Raw genomic sequence first — 19,345 nt, forward strand, 5'->3', positions numbered from 1 at the left:
TGCATTGGCATTGAATGCCTACCTAGGCTTCACTATTGTCTGTATTACCGATGTAAAATTGTTTAGGTGATTGAACAAGCTCATCCATAGGAATAGGTTTGCTAAACATAAATCCTTGAATGTAGTCACAACCGTGATCAATCAAATAATGCCACTGTGTTTCATTCTCAATACCTTCAGCACATACAGACAGTGAAAGACGTTTGGCCAAATCGATAATAGCGCCCGTTACCAAACGGCTTCTGTCTGATGTTTCTAACTCATGTACAAATTGCTTATCAATTTTTAGGGTATCGATACTTATTTGGGTCAAATAACTTAGTGAAGAATAACCCGTACCGAAGTCGTCAAGGGCAATGGCGCATCCCATGTTGCTCATGCGCTTAAAGAATTTATTTGAAGACGCAAAGTTCTCTAAGTAAGCAGACTCGGTTACCTCGAATTCTACATATTCAGGGTTTACATCGTAGCGCGTAAAAATCTCATAGATATTATCAAACAGGTTGCTATCACGAAGATCGTGCCCTGATAGATTCACTGACACGCGAAAACGATGGGGAAGCCATTCTCTTAATTTGGGCAGATCAATACAGACTTTTTCAATGACCCAGCGCGTAATGGCAGATATCTTGCCGCCTTGTTCCGCGATGGGTATAAATTCATTCGGGCTGACCAAGCCATATTCGGGGTGTTGCCATCTAAGAAGCCCCTCTAAGCCGATAACCTTCCCTTTTTGATCGACTTTAACTTGGTAGTACACCATAAACTCATCATTCTTTAGCCCTTGCTCTATGGCATTAGCTAAATGGAATTTACGCTTATGTGATTCCACCATATCAGGTGTAAATATGGTAAAGCTGCCACGCCCTTTAGCTTTAGAGCGGTACATGGCAAGGTCTGCGTTGCTCATTAATTCGCTTAAATCGTAGTCGGCGTCTATGGCTCGCGCTACGCCCACACTAACGCCGACAGACAATGATAATCCTCGTAATTCAAAAGGACTGGTAAAGGCATCAATTAATCGAATGGCCATATTTTCAAGAGTGGTATCTCGCGTTTCCCTGTCGGGTAGTACTAAAAATTCATCTCCCCCTAAACGGGCGACTAAATCCCCTTCCCGCAACAGTGCGCTCACCCTATCTGCCACTTCTATCAATATTAGGTCACCGGTCTCATGACCGAGTGAATCATTTATTCCTTTAAACCCATCTAAATCGAAAAACAGAAGCGCTAGATCATCATCATTTCTTCGAGCTCGAGCCAACTCTAAACGCAAATTATCAAGCACAAATTGCCTATTAGGTAACCCGGTCAGGCTGTCATAGTTCGCCAAGCGAATCATGGTTTCCTGTTGGTCGACCAACGTTTGATTTTGTTCATGATTAATGAGTAGTTCAACCTCTATCATTTCTAACAGGAGGTTGATGTTTTCTCCTAACTCCCCAATTTCATCTCTCGAAGTAAGGTTTTGCCGTAACGCATAATCCTTTGTATCGGTGACTTGTTTGGTGAAAAAACTCAACTCACTTAAAGGGCGAAATACACGACTAATAAAAAACAATGTGCCAATAATGCTTATTACCCAAAGCACGAAGATAAGAGGAACGACATTCAGCAATAAACTTTTAACACTACCGGTGAGAGGTGCCTTAGCATCCACGAAGAGTATCAAGAAGCCGTCTGGCTTTTGCGAAGAACCTATAGCCCTTCGCGCTATAATAACGTCATTTTCCGAGGATACGCCTTCGCTTAGAACAAATGGGTCGAGCGTATTGAAAAAGGGCTCATTTAACCTATCAGCAGATGGGCCTTCTTCTTCTAATAAAAGGGTAAAGTTACTGTCATAGATTCTTGCTGAAATAACATGTTCATGCTCCTTCAATAGGATCAAAACATTCGAAATAGATGGGGCTTTTTGTGTATTTAATAACATAGCTGGCGCTACGTTTTTCACCACACCATTTGCAAGAGAAACAGTATGAGAATGTGCCAACTTGAGATAAAGCGCTTTATGTTCTAATACTGCAAACCACAACACCGCGGCAGCCATAACAGACATAGACAAGGTAACGACTATACTAATTGGGGCTTTTATAGACTTAAACACACCCACTTCCTCTAACACCACCCGCGTAATAGATTGCAATCATGTTTCAAATAAATCTTACGTAGTCATCACAATCTCAAGTGTGTATGAGACCATGGAAATTCATGATTTATTTATAGCATTATTATTTACTAATTACCTGTGTAACAAGCACTTTTTTTTCAAAATTAATAGCATGTGGGTGTGTTAAGTATTGCTTTAATTTTCTGGCGAAACACGCAATTTAGCTTTAATAAAATGGGAATGCGGCACATGCAACAAATCTGATATACGCCGGATTGTATGCTCTTCAATAGGAGCAAGTTGGTTATCCGCATAAGCAATAGCCCATAAGCCTTCAAGAATGTCCCGCTTTTGGTCTGGATCACAAGTTTGATTAATTATTTTGGTAAATTGGATTAAATCGACGGCTTCTTCTGCTGATGAACGCCCTTCTTCCATAAGTAATTTTAGCGCTTCGTCAGAAAGCTCAAACTGCTTATATAAATGCGTCTTGTAAGCATTGAGCTCGCTGTCTGTAACATTATCATCTGCCCTTATTATTTCACTTAACAAAGCAGCAGTGGCAAGTTCGACTGTATGTTTCTGTTGCTCTTCTGACTCTTTCGTTTCGAAAAGCTGTAACAAAGATTTAAGCATTAGACGCTCCAAATAAACAACGAAGCTATTGCATAACACATCCACCGTTTCGAAGTGGGGATATACGGCAAATCGTTGGCATTTTTAGTTTAGTGGTAGTTATTCAACGACTGTATTGAGCAAACAGTTTATTTTTCTCCCGCCTTTTTCAAACCACACTTTACTACTTAGCGCTCTAATGAGGCCTAGTCCTCTTCCGAATGAGTCATTACTTTCGGGGCTGGCTTGTTGCTCCCACTCAAAACCATTTCCACTATCCTCTATAGAAAGGAAGACAATTTCTTTTGCAGGATCCGACTCAATATTAATAATAATCGTCCCTTTATCTAGGGCACTAAGCAGCCTTTCTCGCTGCTCATAATATAGTTGAAAGCCTTCTGGAGAGTGCTTTAAACGTGAATCCATGTTCAAAATCCCGTGCTCTAAGGCGTTGCTAAACATTTCGGAAACCACGGTAAAAAGCACTGAGCGAACATGTTCAATTCCACTACACTGAGAGGTTTGATGGAGCATGCGAGTTTGAATGTCAGGCTGCTTTAAATGTTTAGCACTTAAGGTGATGGTGATATTCAATGGGATATCATCGGTAGCTTTATAAGGCTTAATCCCTTCTAAAGCCTGACTTTTAAAAACAACGATAGACACATCGTCGTCAAAAGTAGGCGTAGCCGAAAATGCTTTAGCGTGATCGAAAATTCCTTCGGCGGTAATATCCTTGACCTCAGCACACCATTGCTTTATCCCCTCTTCGGTTAGCATATTTCCTTGTACATCAACCGCTTCTGTTAACCCATCGGAATAGATAATTAACTTGTCATTCGCCAACATCTCAAAAATTTCGCATTCACTGTCAAACTCGTGCTGCTCAAGAATACCTAGCGCCATATGTGGAGAAGAAATAGTTTTAATAAATTTCCTTTTGTCTGACACCACCAGCATCTGCGGCATGCCACCTTGCCAAAGGGTAATACGAGAACCATCAGAGCCAACCTCGCCGATAACCGCCGCCATAAACATATCGCTGGGTAAAAATCGCAGAAGTATTTTATTAAACTCTGTCGCCATTTCATTTACCGATAACCCTTTTAAAGACATCTCTTGAAATGCGCGCGTTACCGGCAATGCACCTATGGCTGAAGCAAGCCCGTGCCCAGTAAAATCTCCCACTAAAAAGTACAGGCCGCCACTTGGGCTAGCCTCACACACAAATACATCCCCATTAAATGTTTCAGCTGGCGTTAATGCGTGATCAAAATATTTAAGAATGTGGCTTTTATTAACAATGGCATGACTGAAAATATGCTCAACAATGGCATGCTCTCTTGCTACCCGTTGCTGATAAAATCTAAGCTCTTCATTTTGCTGTTCGATATGCGCGCTTAGGTTACGAATTTTTTCGTGAGCACGAATTTTAGCGGTGAGAATATGTTTGTCGAAAGGTTTGGTCGCAAAGTCATTCCCTCCTACCTCTAAACACTTAACCAGACTTTCTTTGTCATCCAGCGCGGTGATGAATAAAATAGGTAAGTATCGGCCGCCAGCTAAGGTTCTAATTTGTGGTGCAACTTCGAAACCACTCATACCCGGCATGATTACATCAAGTAACACTAAATCGGGTATCGCTTGTTCAACTATCGCTAGCGCGTCTTCACCGCATGCAGCTTCAACACAATCAGTAAACCCCGCCTCGCTTAACATGCTAACTAACATGGTGCGATTTATTGGTTCGTCATCAACGATAAGAATTTTCATTTAATGTTAGCGCCCTGTGGCTTACTTACCGCTACGTCTCAACGAATAATAAATTTTTTGTCAAAACGCGATATTTTTAGTATTCGCTCAACGGGTGGTCGGCTATTTTCAATACTGAATGTAAGCGTTCGTTGTGATAATACTTTTTGCATATTTAGCAACATACCTAAGGCTGAACTATCCATATATTCTGTTTTAGCCAAGTCTACGGTGATGTGTTTCACGTCAGAGTCTAAATCTTGATAGGCTGAGCGAAAGGCTTCCACTTTACTAAAGTCAAACTTTTCGCCCATTTCTATTATTAAAGTCTGTTGTTGATTAACTTTATCCATTGAGACATTCATTTAACGACTCCTTCTACGTGGACTACACTGTTTACTTTGTTCTCCAGAGAAAAACACAGCGTGTAATTAGGCTTTACTGAATTTATTCTAGCGCAGATATTTCAGCCTGCCATGCTACAATTGTAGATAAGCCTAAATATGGCGCTTTTAACGTACAGGAAAAGTAATCAGAGGATAAAATGCAAGATTGGCAAGATGCACTGCTGGTGTACAGTACCGATAAAGGTAAAGTTAAACCTTCGCCTAAAGAAGCAAAGCGTTCCACTTCCGACGATGGTATTGTTCGCATACATAGAGAAACAAAAGGCCGCAAAGGAAAAGGCGTGTCTATAATAAAAGGGCTCGATTTAGCCCCCGATGCGCTAAAAAAGCTAGGCACTGAATTAAAAAAGAAGTGCGGCTGTGGTGGCGCGGTTAAAGATGGACAAATTGAAGTTCAAACGGATGACCGTGAGAAGCTAAAAGCTTTGCTGCAAGATAAGGGCTTTAGCGCTAAAATTGCTGGGGGTTAATTCACCCTCCTACTTTCCTTAAAATACCAAAAAGAGAACGGAATGGAAAAGCTGTCAATTTCTGATTTACACATCATATTAGTTGAACCCTCTGATACACAGAGGAAGATTATTACTACCCTATTGTTGAAAGAAAAGGTAAGGGAAATTGATCCTGTTAGTACCCTTTCTGAGGCTATGTCAGCGGTTAAAGCGCACGGTGCAGACCTGATTGTTAGCGCGATGTATTTCGAAGACGGCACAGCATTAGATTTACTCAAGTTCATTAAAGAAAGTGACGAATTTAAATCTATTCCATTCATGCTGGTATCAAGTGAGAACAGATTAAGTAAACTGGAAGAGTTTAAACAAGCAGGTGTTGCAGCCATTCTTCCTAAACCTTTCGAGCCCCTTCATTTGTCTCGTGCTCTAAACGCTAGCCTTGATTTAATCAATCACGACGAACTTGAACTAGAGCTATTCGATATTCACGATGTTAGGGTGCTGCTTGTTGACGACAGTAAATTAGCGCGCAACCACATTCGCCGTGTACTTGAAGGTATGGGCCTACAGCGCATAAAAGAAGCTGAAAACGGTGCAATGGCACTCACGTTTATTAAAGATGAAGCCTTCGATTTAGTGGTTACCGATTACAATATGCCAGAAATGGATGGCCGAGAACTCTCTGAGTTCATCCGTTTCAACCCTGAAACCACGCATATTCCTATCATCATGGTAACGTCTGAAGCAGCCGATAGTGCCCATATGTCCAATATTCAACAGACCGGTGTGAATGCGCTATGTGATAAGCCATTCGAACCTACGGAAGTTCGTCAAATGCTAGCGGCCTTATTGGGTAACTAACATTACGAATTGCAAATAATCTCCCCATATTGATTAAAGCAGAAAACCGACACCATAGCGTCGGTTTACTGCTTTAAGGCAAATTCGTTATTCGCCCTACCCCTTCTACTAGTATCTATCAAGCCCTCCCCCCAATAAAAATCAAAACCAATGTAAAAACAGGTTGACACTGAAACGCTGTACGCATAAAGTCAATCGTATGAAACAGAATAATATACATGCAGTGGCTATCTTTTTTGCGTTTATGCTCTTTAAATAGGGAGGCGCAGCTACATGCATAAAAACCTCCCTCAAGGGAGGTTTTTTTTTAGCTAATACGATAAGTGGAAAACTATGTCTGACAACGCCTTAGATGCTGTAAGAGAGCGCATAACATCATTAGATAGTGAACTTCTAACCTTATTGGCTGAGCGCCGTGTGCTCACCAACGAGGTTGCTGAAACTAAAATTAAGCACCATATTCCAGTTCGGGATCAGAAGCGTGAAGAGCAACTCCTTGTTCGCCTGATTAAAGAAGGTAAGGACGCTGGCCTTGACCCTCACTACGTTACCCAAATATTTCACGTCATCATTGAAGACTCAGTATTAAATCAGCAAGCAATGCTTGCTGAACGTGCCAACCCTGGCAGTACGCTTCCTCTTAATCGCGTGGCTTTCTTGGGCGACAAAGGCTCTTACTCGTATCTTGCTACCCAGAAATACTTTTCTAGACGTCCTGGAGAATTACTGGAGATAGGTTGTCAGAGCTTTAGTGAAATTATTCAGAAAGTAGAGAATGCAGAAGCCGACTATGCGGTTCTACCTATTGAAAACACAACTTCAGGCAGTATTAATGAAGTTTATGACCAACTTCAACATACTCACTTGAGCATTATAGGCGAACTTACTCACCCTATTCGTCACACCTTGCTTGTTGGCGCAGACACTACCGTAGATAAAATAAAAACCGTGTACGCGCATCCACAAGTATTCACGCAGTGCAGTCACTTCTTAGCTGAGCTTGGCAATATTGAAGTGAAAACTATGGACAGTACGTCATCGGCCATGTTGACAGTAAGTGAGTTACAACGAGATGACATTGCGGCTATTGGCAGTGAGGCTGGTGGAAACCTTTACGGTCTTACTGCAATAAAAAGCAACTTGGCCAACCAAAAAGAAAACCACAGTCGTTTCATTGTTGTTGCTCGTAAAGCGGTAGTCGTGCCACTTCAAGTTCCGGCCAAAACCACACTGGTTATGTCAACGGTTCAAAAGCCTGGCGCATTAGTTGAAGCGCTTTTAGTGCTAAGTGAAAACAATATTAATATGACGAAACTAGAGTCTCGTCCTATTCCTGGTAACCCCTGGGAAGAAATGTTTTATATTGATGTGAAAGGCAATGTAGAAGATGGGCCAGTGCAAAAAGCAATTGAATCGCTACGCAGTATAACCCGTTATTTGAAGATACTTGGTTGTTACCCTAGCGAAGAAATTAGCCCTACCAAAGTCGCTGCGGCAAGTGCATTGGCGGAATAATATAAACCAGCTATACGAGCGGTACTGCGGGGTTAATGGCCATCGAAGTACCGTTTTTTGTTGCTAGTTTAAAGAAAACATACCTTATTATTTTTTACGCAATAGCTGGCCATCATCGGCCTTTAACAACAATTGTTTACTATCAACCAGACAGTTTTTTGCGTAACTGCCAAACCAGTTTCCTATAGTTAGAAACTGTTTGATAAACGCTTTTTTATCTCCCTTTTCCAACACGTTTAAGGCTAGACCGAAACGGTCATAGAATCGTCGAAGCAAAGCGAAGTTATCAGGATTATTAAAAATAATATCCGCGTACAATTCGGGGGCTTGCGCGAATAACCGCCCAACCATCGCTAACTCTAACCGATAGATAGGTGAGCTAAACATAGTGAGGGATTCAAGATCAGGATCTTCTCCACGTAAATGCTCACCATACACAAAGGTATTGAAGTGGCGCATTACCTGAATATAAGCCATAGATTTATCATGCTCTTCGGCGGTGCTGTTGTGAATAGTGGCGCCCCAGATTTTCATTTGATCGATAAGCCAGCCATAAGCGCTTTTTTCGCGCCCCTCACACACCACCACGACCTGTTTAATCATACCTGGAGCATCGGGTCCAAACATAGGGTGTAAGCCAACCACGGGCCCCTTATGCACTGCCATCATGGCCTCAATGGGCTTAACCTTGATACTCGTAATATCAGCTAAAATACAGCTTTCGGGCAACATCGAGAGCTGACCTATCACCTGTTCAGTAAGGTTAATAGGCACAGCCACTACCACTAATGCAGCGGTTGAAAGCACGTTTTCAGCATGACCATTCTCCCAGTCTTCTCTCTCGACGACAGAGACTGAATAGCCGCTTCGCTCGAACAAGCTTACGAATATTTTACCCAGTGCCCCCGCCCCACCAATAACCACAATGGTACCAACGTCAGCATTTACCCCAAGGTATCGATTATTTTGCGTATGATAAGATTCACGCATGATGCGGCGTAACAGGTCTTCAGTAAGATCAGGGGAAACGCCTAACGCTTCAGCTTGCGCTCGTCGTGAAGCAATGAGTTCTTTTTCTCTGGAAGGTACATAAACAGGCATGCCAGCTTCGGCTTTTACCTGACCTACTTGTGTAGTAAGTGCATTGCGTTTTGCGAGAAGTTCAACGAGCTGGGTATCCAGCTCGTCAATTCCTTCACGCAGCGTGTTTAATTGCTGCGAAAAATCGGCCATTCAGTGTGTCCCTCAAATCAAATGGCACTGACTACCTCACCTATTAGGCAACATCGGTGCGCTTATTTTGGCGTAAGGGTAGCACAGTTATTAATTTATCTCTGGTTTGAGCAATAAGCGATTCTGTGGTTTCCCAGTCAATACAGCCGTCGGTGATAGACACACCGTATTCCATTTCGCTTAGCTTTTTCCCATCAGATTTTTGGTTACCCGCTTTTAAGTGGCTTTCTAACATCACGCCAATAATAGACTGGTTACCTTCGAGTATTTGATTTACTACGTTTTGTGCAACCAGAGGCTGACGACGGTAATCTTTTGAAGAGTTCGCATGACTACAGTCCACCACTAAGCCAGCTGTTAGCCCTGCTTCTTGCATTTCAACTTCACACTCAGACACACACACGGAATCGTAGTTTGGTTGTTTACCACCGCGTAGGATAATATGGCCATCTGGATTACCACTGGTGGCAATAACACTCACTTGACCTTGCTTGTTAATACCCATGAAGCGATGACCTGATGCTGCTGATTTAAGGGCATTTAGGGCAATATCTAAGCTGCCATCAGTACCATTTTTAAAGCCTACTGGCATTGATAGACCACTGGCCATTTCACGGTGAGTTTGTGATTCTGAGGTACGAGCACCAATTGCAGACCAGCTGAATAATTCGGCTAAGTACTGAGGGCTAATTGGATCTAGCGCTTCAGTCGCAACCGGAAGTTCGAGTTCAGCCAACCAAATCAATAGTTCACGGGCTTTACGCAGACCAGCTTCAATATCGAATGTATCGTCAATGTGAGGGTCGTTAATTAACCCTTTCCAACCCGTGGTGGTGCGCGGCTTTTCGAAGTATACGCGCATAACAATAAACAGCGTGTCTTTGCACGATTCATGCAGCTCTTTTAACTTCAGCGCGTACTCTTTAGCTGCTTCAACATCATGGATAGAACATGGTCCACATACCACCAACATACGATGGTCGCGACGGTGAATAATGTCAGAAACAATTTTGCGAGATTCTGAAATGGCAGCAAGCGCTTTTTCTGAGGCAGGCAACTCAGCACTTAATGCTTCTGGGGTAATAAGCACATCTTCTGCACTTACGTGGATATTATTTACAGTGTCCTTGATCATGGGGCTCTCTTAACTACTAAAAAACGGGAAAAAATAAAACGTCAAAAGAGTATATTTTCGCGTGTAAACTTATATGTACAACAGGCATTTTCTAATTTTCTTTAACGTCATTGACTTTTTAACAACAAACGAATAAGCACGCAAGCTTTTACGTATAATACTTTGCTTTAAGTCCAACAAATATGTTTTTTACATGACGATCGGTTAAGTTCATGCTTGATTAGTTTACTTTTCAATCAATGGTGAATTTAGCTTTTCGGCGTGTAGCCCTTCTTAAATATATTTGGTTTCCAGCCCCAATGTAGCGAACCTAGACGAATAAATACGGTTGTTATCAGTGAACCCAAAATACACCATGCATAGGGCGCATCTAACGTAAACAAGGCAGCATACGCCAAACCTCCAGAAAGACATGCTGTAGCATAAAGGTCACCACGCATTACTAATGGAACCTCTCGGCAAATCACATCCCTGAGTAAACCTCCAAATATCCCTGTGGTCATGCCCATAGTTAGCGCCACTATCATACCTGTACCTTCTATCAGCGCTTTTTCCATGCCCATGATGTTAAAAATGGCAAGCCCTGCGGCATCCATCAAAATAAAGTAATAGTTGGATAATGGCGGTAGATAGCGAATGGATATTACTGTGAGTATTACTGCGCCATAGGCAGAATATAAATAAGAAGGCGTTTCTACCCAAAAAATAGGTTGGGTAAGCAACAAGTCTCTGATGGTTCCACCGCCTAGTGCAGTGACCGAGGCCACTACAACCACGCCAAAACCATTAATACTTTTCTCATGCCCCATAAGTGCGCCCGATACCGCAAAGAACGCCACCCCAAATAGCCCTAAAAAAAGAAAGTAATCTGCCGTCATCCCTGTCTCACTCGCACATTGGTTATAGGTTTATTCTGAGAATAGTCGAGTACAGATCGTTAATTTACGAATTTCGTGTCAATATTATTGTCTTAAACATGCAAACCTATTTTATAGATGAAATTTATACTCATTTTATTCTTTGTTGTTACTACTGTTAACGCTCAGGCAGCGTCTAGCGAATATGCGTTTCCAAATAGTATAGACCCAGCCAAACGCTACGTGTTCTATTCACATGGCTTTATTGTAGAAGGGGAAGAGCGAACGCCCATACACCCTAGGTGGGGTGTTTATGATTTTCCTAGCGTTCTAAAAGCACTTGAAGACGAAAGCTATGTTTTAGTAGCTCACCACAGACCAGAAGGTGTGAGTCCTATCGACTACGCTAAACGTCTTGCTGGAGAAGTTAAACAACTTATCACCGCAGGTGTTCCCCCACAGAACATTACCCTTACCGGGTTTTCACGGGGCGGCGTGATTACAATACTCGCGTCAAACGAATTAAAAAACTCTCGAGTTAATGTTGTGATTTTAGCGGGCTGTGCAGGATTAATTAATCGTAAGCGCGATATTCAGCTATACGGCCGTGTGCTTTCTATTTATGAAACTTCTGACGACGTTGGCTCATGCAACCTTTTAGAAGCACGAAGCCGCAAGCTTAAAGAGTTTAAAGAGATAGCCATCACTACAGGAAAAGAACATGGTGCCTTCTATCGTCCTATGGATGAATGGGTAATACCGCTAAAACATTGGATTAGTGAATCAGGCCCCCAAAACGCACAATAGCACTCATGCTTACTGCTGCACCTTCCCATGTGGTTTGTTTGCGTAAAGCCAATCTACCCCCTGAATAGCGGTGGTAGGAAACGCAGTAGCGTGAGTGGCCTCACCAATAAGTGTGAACTTCAGATTTACCTGATTATCATTCTGCTGCGTTATTTTTTGAGCCAGTTTTTGTGCTCCTTCCACCATATCTTGCCTTTCACCATATTCGGGGCGTTCTAATTCGCCCACGGCAAGAAAGACCTTAATTGGCGTTTTAGGTTTAACAACCGGTTCAGACAAAACAGCATGGTCGCGAAACCATACCGATGGGCTACCAATAATGTAACTACTAAACATATTTGGACGAGTAAAAAGCACATAGGCACTAAACAACCCACCTAAAGAATTTCCCACTAGCGTTCTAGGCATTCCCTTCACGCGATAGTTATTCTCTATGTAGGTAAATACCGTGTCATTGATAAAGTCAGCATGTTGCCCCGCTTTGCCAGTTTCAAGCTTCCAATCTTCAGCAAGGTAAGGGGTATAGTCGCGAACGCGACTAGAGGCACCCTTAGACCCTTTCGAATAGGATATGGCCACTATGATAGCCTGCTCCATTACGCCGCTGTTCATAGGAAAACGTGTTGCCCCGGACACAACCTGAAATGCATAAGAACCATCCAACAAATAAATGACAGGATAAGATGCTTTGGTATTAGCTCGGTAGCTTTTCGGTAACTTGATAAAAATGGGGTAAGTTCGGCTAGATTTAATGTCTTGAAGCTCCACAACAGTACTTCTAGGTATTTTGAATTCAACGTTAGCATTTGCCACGGTACTAGCCAGAGCACTAAAGACAAACACCGTTATTACCCAGAAAAAACGCAATCGCATGGGCCACTCATTGTTTTAATTATCTATTTTCAACATCTTATCTCGCAAACGTGCATTGAGCAATTGTGCCAACACCAAGGAATACATTCCGGAATGCTACGTAGTTGGCAGTGACCTTCCAGCGCATGGATGCGCTGATATAGCGCCCACGGATGGGTTTATGCCGCACTACTCCATGGTACGGGTCAGCGTTTATAGGAGAGGGAGTCGCCCCATCAGAAGCCTTCCACAACATAGAGCTATTGCGAAAACGCCAAAGATGGATTCACGCCGCGTTTCACGTGGGCTTCTACTGGCGACTAGTATTAATATTCAACGGTGAGCCTTAACCGGCTGTTCAGAAGGAAGGGCTTTGTGCGCCTCGGAAACTCTCTACAGCATGGATGCTGTAGCGAAGGCCCCATGGATGGGTTTACGCCGGGTTTCAGAGGCACACAAAGCCCTTTCCCTTCACCTAACCAACTCATGCTATAAAGTGCGACCGGAGGATGCGGTGTAGGTGCCGATGGCCTTCCAGCGCAGGACGCGCTGGCAGAGCCCCCAACGATGGGTTTACGGCGAGTCATTGGCATCATCCTTCAACTCACCTATCGTGGCTACAAAGTGCGACCGAAGGGATGTGGTGTTGGGCTCGCTGACCTTCCAGCGCAGGATGCGCTGACATAGCGCCCACGGATGGGTTTACGGCGAGTCATTGGCACCATCCTTCAACTCACCTATCGTGGCTACAAAGTGCGACCGAAGGGATGTGGTGTTGGGCTCGCTGACCTTCCAGCGCAGGATGCGCTGGCAGAGCCCCCATGGATGGGTTTACGGCGAGTCAGAGAGCCCAACACCACATCCCTACCGCTTTTTTGCAGACACAAAAAAGCCCGCTAATAAGCGGGCTCTTTCGAAGTTAACAATAACGCAAGGATTAGTAATCTTAGTTAAGCTTTTCTTTGATACGTGCAGATTTACCTGAACGTTCACGAAGATAGTAAAGCTTAGCACGACGAACCGCACCGCGGCGTTTAACTTCAATTGAAGAGATAGCCGGGCTGTGTGTTTGGAACACACGCTCAACGCCTTCGCCGCTAGAAATCTTACGTACGGTAAAAGACGAGTGCAGACCACGGTTACGCTTAGCGATAACAACACCTTCATAAGCCTGAAGACGCTCTTTGTCACCTTCGGTAACGCGAACTTTAACAACTACTGTGTCACCCGGGCCGAACCCTGGAACATCAGATTTAAGCTGTGCTTGCTCAATTTTCTTGATGATATCTTGACTGACTTTGCTCATCATATCCTCTCGTCCTAGTTAACTGTCATCTCGCTGCAACTGCGTTTGGAATATTTCCAATAACCGCTGCTGCTCCTCAGTCAGAGCTAGGTGATTTAACAAATCAGGGCGACGCAGTAAGGTTCTACCCAAAGACTGCATTAATCGCCACTGCCTAATTTTTTCATGATCACCACTTAACAACACGTCAGGTACCGATTGACCATCTAGTACTTCTGGCCGCGTATAATGCGGACAATCCAGAAGACCATCGGTAAAGGAATCTTCAACTGCTGAAGCTTTATGCCCCAACACGCCGGGAACTAATCTGGCAACTGCGTCCATTAAGACCATTGCCGGCAGTTCACCGCCACTTAGAACGTAATCACCAATGGAGACTTCTTCATCTACATGGCTTTCGATTACGCGCTCATCAATTCCTTCATATCGACCACAGATTAAAATCGTACGGTCAATGCCAGCAAGACGTTGAACGCCTGCTTGGTCAAGGGGTTTCCCTTGAGGTGATAAGTAGATCACGCTACTGTTTTCGCCACCAACTTTCTTGGCAGCTTGTATAGCATCGGTAAGCGGTTTAACCATCATCAGCATGCCGGGTCCGCCACCATAGGGGCGATCGTCAACTGTGCGATGGCGGTCGTGAGTAAAGTCGCGGGGGTTAAAGGTATCAACCGATAATTTACCAGACTTAACTGCCCTGCCGATTACACCCTGCTGGGTGAATGGCGCAAACATATCTGGAAACAGGCTAACTACCCCGAACCATTTTTCCGGTGTCACTTAAAACCCCGGATCCCAGTCAACTTTAATGACCTTCGCTTCCCGATCAACCTCTTGTACAACGTCGTCGAACACAAAAGGTATTAATCTTTCTTTTTGACCAAAAGCATCGCCTACATTTGCTTTAACGTGAACCACGTCATTGGCACCTGTATTAAATACTTCTTTCACCACACCTAAGTCGTAACCTTGCGTAGTTACCACTTTCATGCCAGTGAGCTCGCGCCAATAAATGCCATCGTCCCCTAAATCGGGAAGTTGCGAAGCGCTAATGTTTATATCCAAGTTTTTGATGCGTTCTGCATCATCTCGGTTATCCACACCAACAATCTTTGCTACCAGGCCTTTACCATGCGTTCGCCATTGGTCAATTTGGTATTCGTTTTCTTCGCCAAGGAACCAAGGCAAGTACTCAAAAATACCTTCTGGTGTTTGTGTATAGCTGTTGATTTTGACCCAACCTTTTACACCGTAAGGTGCACCGATTTTGCCAACAACCACAATGTCAGACGCTAAACTCATCTATACTCACCAGTTAATTGCAACTTACGCTGCAGATTTTTTAGCTTCTTTTACCAAGCTAGTTACGCGCTCAGATAAGCTCGCGCCAACACCAACCCAGTAATCAACACGTTCTAGGTCAACGCGTAAACGCTCTGCTTGACCTTGTGCAGTTGGGTTGAAGAAACCAACGTTTTCAATAAAACGACCGTTTCTTGCACGACGGCTATCAGCCACCACTAGTTGATAAAATGGACGCTTTTTCGCGCCACCACGCTGTAAACGAATAGTAACCATAAATGCCTCAAACTCGTTGTAGCGTTACCGTTAACTTAAGCCTTCTTTCGACGCCTATAAATTAAGCGCCTAAGAGAAGGCCGCCGAATTATACGGATATGGGGTGTGAATGCAAGTATAAATGCGGGTTAAATAGGGATTATGCATCCCTATTTATGACTAATGTGGTATTAGCGCCTATGAAGCGGATATTTGGTGAGGTTATTGGGCGCCCTTCTCACCTAAACGATAAAGTAAAATAGCGGCTTTATGCATGTTTTGCGCAAAGGTAGACATATCGGCCACTTCATCTTTGGTGTGCCCGCCGTCCCCCATTAAACCTAAACCATCAATTGCCATGTCTACATGATCTGCAGCGAATGAAATATCAGCGGCGCCGGCGTTTCGCGGATTTACTGGCGCAACAGGGCCATAACCTAAAGATTCACTCACATCGCTATACATCTTTAATAATGCATAGTTTTTATCAGTAGGCGCCATTGGCGGATAACCATCGGCAAACGTTAAAGTTGCTGATGTGTGTAGAAGGTTATCTGCTACAATTTCTTGCATCACCGTTTTAGCTTTTGCTAGCTCATCAGGCGTTAAGGTACGAATGCCCCCTTTTACAGTCACTTCTTTGGCCACCACATTGGTTTTGCCAAAGCCTTGTACAATAGAATTCTCTGGCTGTACTTCAACTTCTGTACCACCCGCAATAAGGCCAGGGTTGAAGGTAATATTGCCTACGCCGGCTAGTTGCTCTCGGAAATCATTTAAAATACGGGCGGTTTCAAAAATAGCGCCATAGCCCACATTGTCGGTGAATATTTGTGAAGAGTGCGCAGGCTTACCTACTACATCTAGCTGCCAGCCTATAGAGCCACGACGAGCAACCACGGCCGTTTTAATATCGCCATCGGCATCTTCAAACCCCAGCGCGATATCTGCCCATATTGCCGCATCAACCAAGGCTTTCTTAGATAACGAAAGGGGGCGGCCACTACTTTCTTCATCACCCGTCATCACTACCTTAATACTGATTTTATCGAGTAAATCTAAGGCTTTCAGCGCTTGCAGTGCCGCAATAATAATCACATCGCCGCCTTTCATATCGGTGATGCCAGGCCCTGCAATATGGGTGTCATCAACGACACTGTAGTGCTGAAATGCATCATCTTTAGCAAATACTGTATCTAAATGGCCTATCATCAGAATCTTTGGCCCCGAATTGCCATAGCTGGCCACTAAGTGCCCAGCCCGATTAAATTCACTTCCATCAACCCACTGGGTATCAAACCCCATTGCATCGAACTCGGCTTGATAAATAGCCCCTACTTTTTTGACTCCGTCGAAATTCATGGTGCCACTATTGATATTCACCGTTTTTTCTAACAGCGCTTGGGATTGGGTGAGGTTATCATTAATATGCTTTGTAATTTTCTGCTCGGTGGCAGTATTAGCCATACTGGTTTGGCTAAACATGAATAGCATGCCAACGAACAAAGTGTTGAATTTGATTCTTTTGATCATGAATTTTCTCTTATTTATTATCATTTAAGGCTTGAATAGAAACAGGAAGAATAATGAGAGTAAAACGGGCGTTCTGTAATGTCTAGTGCGACGAAAAAAGGGAATGTTAGTGAATAATGTTTTATTAGAAGCCGTTAAAAATGCGTAAACAGTTTTGCGACATGGGCCCAAGTTGACCCATGTCATATGAGAGTTTTATAGCTGTAGTTTATAAACCTAACTGAGCCAACGTTACATTCGCATCGTTATAATCAAGGGCAATAAATCGATAACCTGATTCATTTTTTAAAATTAAGCTGGGAAAGCCCTGGGCGCCAATAGCTTGCCCCATGTTTATTTCTTCTATTAATGTTCGTTGAGTTTCTGCGCTGTTTAAGTCTTCTTCGAATTGCTCTGGGTTTAATCCTAACTCGCTGGCCAGTTCAATCAACGTACTGTCATTGGACGGACTCATGGCGCGAAGATAGTACCCTTGTTGAATAGCATTTATCATCGATTCTTCTTTACTGGCATCTTGATTTCTTGCAGCAATTACCGCACGGCATGACGGATAAGTTGAGCGTCGTGGCTCGCATTTTTCCCAAAAATCAAAGTTGAATGTGGTACCCGGCACCCGCTGCATAATGGTTTTCCAATATCCGCTGATGGCAGCTTGCATAGCACTTGGCATGGGTTCGTTAGAATCGGGCGCTAGCCCGCCTAATACATATCGCACCTCTATGTGATCTGGCAGGTTTTGTTTTATGGTGTTCCATACTGGTACAAACGCCCAGCACCAACTGCACATGGGGTCGTGCACGTAGTAGAGAATAGATTTACTACCTTGCTGTGTTACTTGTTGTCTGGGCTGATGCACTGGCTTTTCCAAAACACTCTCCTACATTTAATTAACAAATAAATTTTTAATACTTCACAAGTAAAGATTTTTGGATTACCTTGATCAAAAGCTTTATAGACGTCTAACCATCTAAACATCTAAACGCACAAAATATGAATTAACTTTTAAGGTATGTTCAATGAAACCAGAAACCATTGCATTACACGCAGGCTATACTAGCGAAGAAACTACAAAAGCAGCAACTACTCCTATTTATCAAACCACATCGTTTACGTTTGATAATACGCAACATGGTGCTGATTTGTTCGACCTTAAAGTGCCAGGTTATATCTACAGTAGAATTATGAACCCCACCAATGCTGTGTTAGAGCAGCGTTTAACTGAATTAGAAGGTGGTGTTGGGGCATTAGCGGTAGCCTCTGGCATGGCCGCTATTCGCTACGCCATAGAAGCTATCGCAGAAGTCGGTAGCAATATTGTAAGTGTTGGACAGTTATACGGCGGCACCTACAACCTTTTTGCGCATACTTTTCCTCGCCAAGGTATTCAAACTACCTTCGTACAAGCAAATGACTTCGACGGCCTTGCTGCTGCTATTGATGAAAATACCAAAGCGGTATTTTGCGAGTCTATTGGTAACCCTGCAGGAAACGTTGTTGATATTAAACGTTGGGCCGATATTGCACATGCCGCAGGCGTGCCGTTAATTGTTGATAACACCGTTGCCACCCCTATTCTTTGCAAGGTGTTCGATCACGGTGCAGATATAGCCATTCACTCCCTAACCAAATATATTGGCGGTCACGGCACTACCGTGGGCGGCATTATTGTTGATTCAGGTAACTTTGACTGGGCTGCTCAGCCAGAACGATTCAGTATGCTGACTACACCCGATCCTAGCTACCATGGCGTTACTTACACAGAAGCACTTGGCCCAGCTGCGTATATTGGCCGCTGCCGCGTAGTGCCTCTGCGTAATACAGGGGCTGCACTTTCAGCACAAAGTGCGTTTAATATTATGCAAGGTTTAGAAACCTTATCGTTACGGATGGAGCGCCACTGCGAAAACGCAGAAAAAGTGGCTGCGTTTCTTGAAAAGCACCCTTCAGTGAATTGGGTTAACTATGCGGCTCTGCCTGATAGTGAGCACTTCGACACCTGCCAACGCATTTGTGGCGGTAAAGCGGCCGGTATTATTAGCTTTGGGATTCAAGGTGGATTGCCAGCAGGCGCTAAGTTTATCGACGCCCTACAGCTAATTCTACGCTTAGTTAATATTGGTGATGCAAAGTCTTTAGCCTGTCACCCTGCTAGCACTACACACCGACAATTAAATGCTGAAGAATTGGCTTCGGCTGGTGTTAGTGAAGATATGGTGCGTATTTCGGTGGGTATCGAACATATTGACGATATTGTGGCTGACATTGAGCAAGCGCTTATTGCCAGCCAAAGCTAAGCCCAAAGCTAAACATTGGTAGTTGCTAGTTGCTATTTGCTACTTGCTACACTCTACAC

The 19,345-nt window shown here is 43.6% G+C and carries 19 protein-coding genes; 5 read left to right on the forward strand and 14 right to left on the reverse strand.

Annotated elements, in window-relative coordinates; genetic code table 11:
• Nucleotides 1-22: 22 nt before the first annotated feature.
• The 4 genes from C7Y69_RS03785 to C7Y69_RS03800 form a co-directional block, all read right to left on the reverse strand.
• A complete protein-coding gene (locus C7Y69_RS03785) occupies nucleotides 23-2,107 on the reverse strand; it encodes an EAL domain-containing protein (RefSeq protein WP_126871865.1) in 2,085 nt (694 codons plus the stop codon).
• Between the two features lie 198 nt (nucleotides 2,108-2,305).
• A complete protein-coding gene (locus C7Y69_RS03790; RefSeq protein ID WP_126871866.1) occupies nucleotides 2,306-2,746 on the reverse strand; it encodes a TerB family tellurite resistance protein in 441 nt (146 codons plus the stop codon).
• Between the two features lie 99 nt (nucleotides 2,747-2,845).
• On the reverse strand, nucleotides 2,846-4,498 hold the full coding sequence (locus C7Y69_RS03795) for a fused response regulator/phosphatase (protein ID WP_126871867.1): 1,653 nt from the start codon (nucleotides 4,496-4,498) through the stop codon (nucleotides 2,846-2,848).
• 38 nt (nucleotides 4,499-4,536) lie between these two features.
• A complete protein-coding gene (locus C7Y69_RS03800; RefSeq protein WP_126871868.1) occupies nucleotides 4,537-4,842 on the reverse strand; it encodes an STAS domain-containing protein in 306 nt (101 codons plus the stop codon).
• Between the two features lie 179 nt (nucleotides 4,843-5,021).
• Here C7Y69_RS03800 and yciH point away from each other — a divergent pair, with 179 nt between their 5' ends.
• The 3 genes from yciH to pheA all read left to right on the forward strand — a co-directional run bounded on the left by yciH (nucleotide 5,022) and on the right by pheA (nucleotide 7,712).
• The gene (yciH, locus tag C7Y69_RS03805) at nucleotides 5,022-5,354 is read left to right on the forward strand and encodes a stress response translation initiation inhibitor YciH (protein WP_126871869.1); all 333 of its coding nucleotides are present in this window, start codon (nucleotides 5,022-5,024) and stop codon (nucleotides 5,352-5,354) included.
• Nucleotides 5,355-5,396: 42 nt separating this feature from the next.
• The gene (locus C7Y69_RS03810; RefSeq protein WP_126871870.1) at nucleotides 5,397-6,197 is read left to right on the forward strand and encodes a response regulator; all 801 of its coding nucleotides are present in this window, start codon (nucleotides 5,397-5,399) and stop codon (nucleotides 6,195-6,197) included.
• A gap of 333 nt (nucleotides 6,198-6,530) precedes the next feature.
• Entirely contained in the window at nucleotides 6,531-7,712 is a 1,182-nt protein-coding gene (pheA, locus tag C7Y69_RS03815) for a prephenate dehydratase (RefSeq protein ID WP_126871871.1), read from the forward strand.
• A gap of 87 nt (nucleotides 7,713-7,799) precedes the next feature.
• Here pheA and tyrA read toward each other — a convergent pair whose 3' ends face one another.
• The 3 genes from tyrA to C7Y69_RS03830 form a co-directional block, all read right to left on the reverse strand.
• A complete protein-coding gene (gene tyrA / locus C7Y69_RS03820; RefSeq protein ID WP_126871872.1) occupies nucleotides 7,800-8,945 on the reverse strand; it encodes a bifunctional chorismate mutase/prephenate dehydrogenase in 1,146 nt (381 codons plus the stop codon).
• A 43-nt stretch (nucleotides 8,946-8,988) separates the two neighbouring features.
• Nucleotides 8,989-10,080 (reverse strand): 3-deoxy-7-phosphoheptulonate synthase, encoded by a 1,092-nt coding sequence (locus C7Y69_RS03825; RefSeq protein ID WP_013784893.1) that lies wholly within the window; start codon nucleotides 10,078-10,080, stop codon nucleotides 8,989-8,991.
• Between the two features lie 248 nt (nucleotides 10,081-10,328).
• Nucleotides 10,329-10,958, reverse strand: a complete 630-nt coding sequence (locus C7Y69_RS03830; protein ID WP_126871873.1) for a trimeric intracellular cation channel family protein — start codon at nucleotides 10,956-10,958, stop codon at nucleotides 10,329-10,331.
• 117 nt (nucleotides 10,959-11,075) lie between these two features.
• Here C7Y69_RS03830 and C7Y69_RS03835 point away from each other — a divergent pair, with 117 nt between their 5' ends.
• Nucleotides 11,076-11,744, forward strand: coding sequence for an alpha/beta hydrolase (locus C7Y69_RS03835; RefSeq protein WP_126871874.1), 669 nt, complete (start codon nucleotides 11,076-11,078; stop codon nucleotides 11,742-11,744).
• Between the two features lie 9 nt (nucleotides 11,745-11,753).
• Here C7Y69_RS03835 and C7Y69_RS03840 read toward each other — a convergent pair whose 3' ends face one another.
• The 7 genes from C7Y69_RS03840 to C7Y69_RS03870 all read right to left on the reverse strand — a co-directional run bounded on the left by C7Y69_RS03840 (nucleotide 11,754) and on the right by C7Y69_RS03870 (nucleotide 17,860).
• The gene (locus C7Y69_RS03840; RefSeq protein WP_126871875.1) at nucleotides 11,754-12,617 is read right to left on the reverse strand and encodes an alpha/beta hydrolase; all 864 of its coding nucleotides are present in this window, start codon (nucleotides 12,615-12,617) and stop codon (nucleotides 11,754-11,756) included.
• A 925-nt stretch (nucleotides 12,618-13,542) separates the two neighbouring features.
• Nucleotides 13,543-13,902 (reverse strand): 50S ribosomal protein L19, encoded by a 360-nt coding sequence (gene rplS, locus C7Y69_RS03845; protein WP_013784897.1) that lies wholly within the window; start codon nucleotides 13,900-13,902, stop codon nucleotides 13,543-13,545.
• An 18-nt stretch (nucleotides 13,903-13,920) separates the two neighbouring features.
• Nucleotides 13,921-14,682 (reverse strand): tRNA (guanosine(37)-N1)-methyltransferase TrmD, encoded by a 762-nt coding sequence (trmD, locus tag C7Y69_RS03850; RefSeq protein WP_082819710.1) that lies wholly within the window; start codon nucleotides 14,680-14,682, stop codon nucleotides 13,921-13,923.
• Nucleotides 14,683-15,204, reverse strand: coding sequence for a ribosome maturation factor RimM (gene rimM / locus C7Y69_RS03855; protein WP_013784899.1), 522 nt, complete (start codon nucleotides 15,202-15,204; stop codon nucleotides 14,683-14,685).
• Between the two features lie 24 nt (nucleotides 15,205-15,228).
• Nucleotides 15,229-15,480, reverse strand: a complete 252-nt coding sequence (gene rpsP / locus C7Y69_RS03860; protein WP_013784900.1) for a 30S ribosomal protein S16 — start codon at nucleotides 15,478-15,480, stop codon at nucleotides 15,229-15,231.
• A gap of 201 nt (nucleotides 15,481-15,681) precedes the next feature.
• Nucleotides 15,682-16,992 (reverse strand): M20/M25/M40 family metallo-hydrolase, encoded by a 1,311-nt coding sequence (locus C7Y69_RS03865; protein WP_126871876.1) that lies wholly within the window; start codon nucleotides 16,990-16,992, stop codon nucleotides 15,682-15,684.
• 208 nt (nucleotides 16,993-17,200) lie between these two features.
• Nucleotides 17,201-17,860 (reverse strand): DsbA family protein, encoded by a 660-nt coding sequence (locus tag C7Y69_RS03870; RefSeq protein ID WP_013784902.1) that lies wholly within the window; start codon nucleotides 17,858-17,860, stop codon nucleotides 17,201-17,203.
• Nucleotides 17,861-18,008: 148 nt separating this feature from the next.
• Here C7Y69_RS03870 and C7Y69_RS03875 point away from each other — a divergent pair, with 148 nt between their 5' ends.
• Entirely contained in the window at nucleotides 18,009-19,286 is a 1,278-nt protein-coding gene (locus tag C7Y69_RS03875; protein ID WP_126871877.1) for an O-acetylhomoserine aminocarboxypropyltransferase/cysteine synthase family protein, read from the forward strand.
• Nucleotides 19,287-19,345: the final 59 nt, after the last annotated feature.

The sequence above is a fragment of the Alteromonas sp. KS69 genome (assembly GCF_003989595.1).
Lineage (GTDB): Bacteria > Pseudomonadota > Gammaproteobacteria > Enterobacterales > Alteromonadaceae > Alteromonas > Alteromonas naphthalenivorans.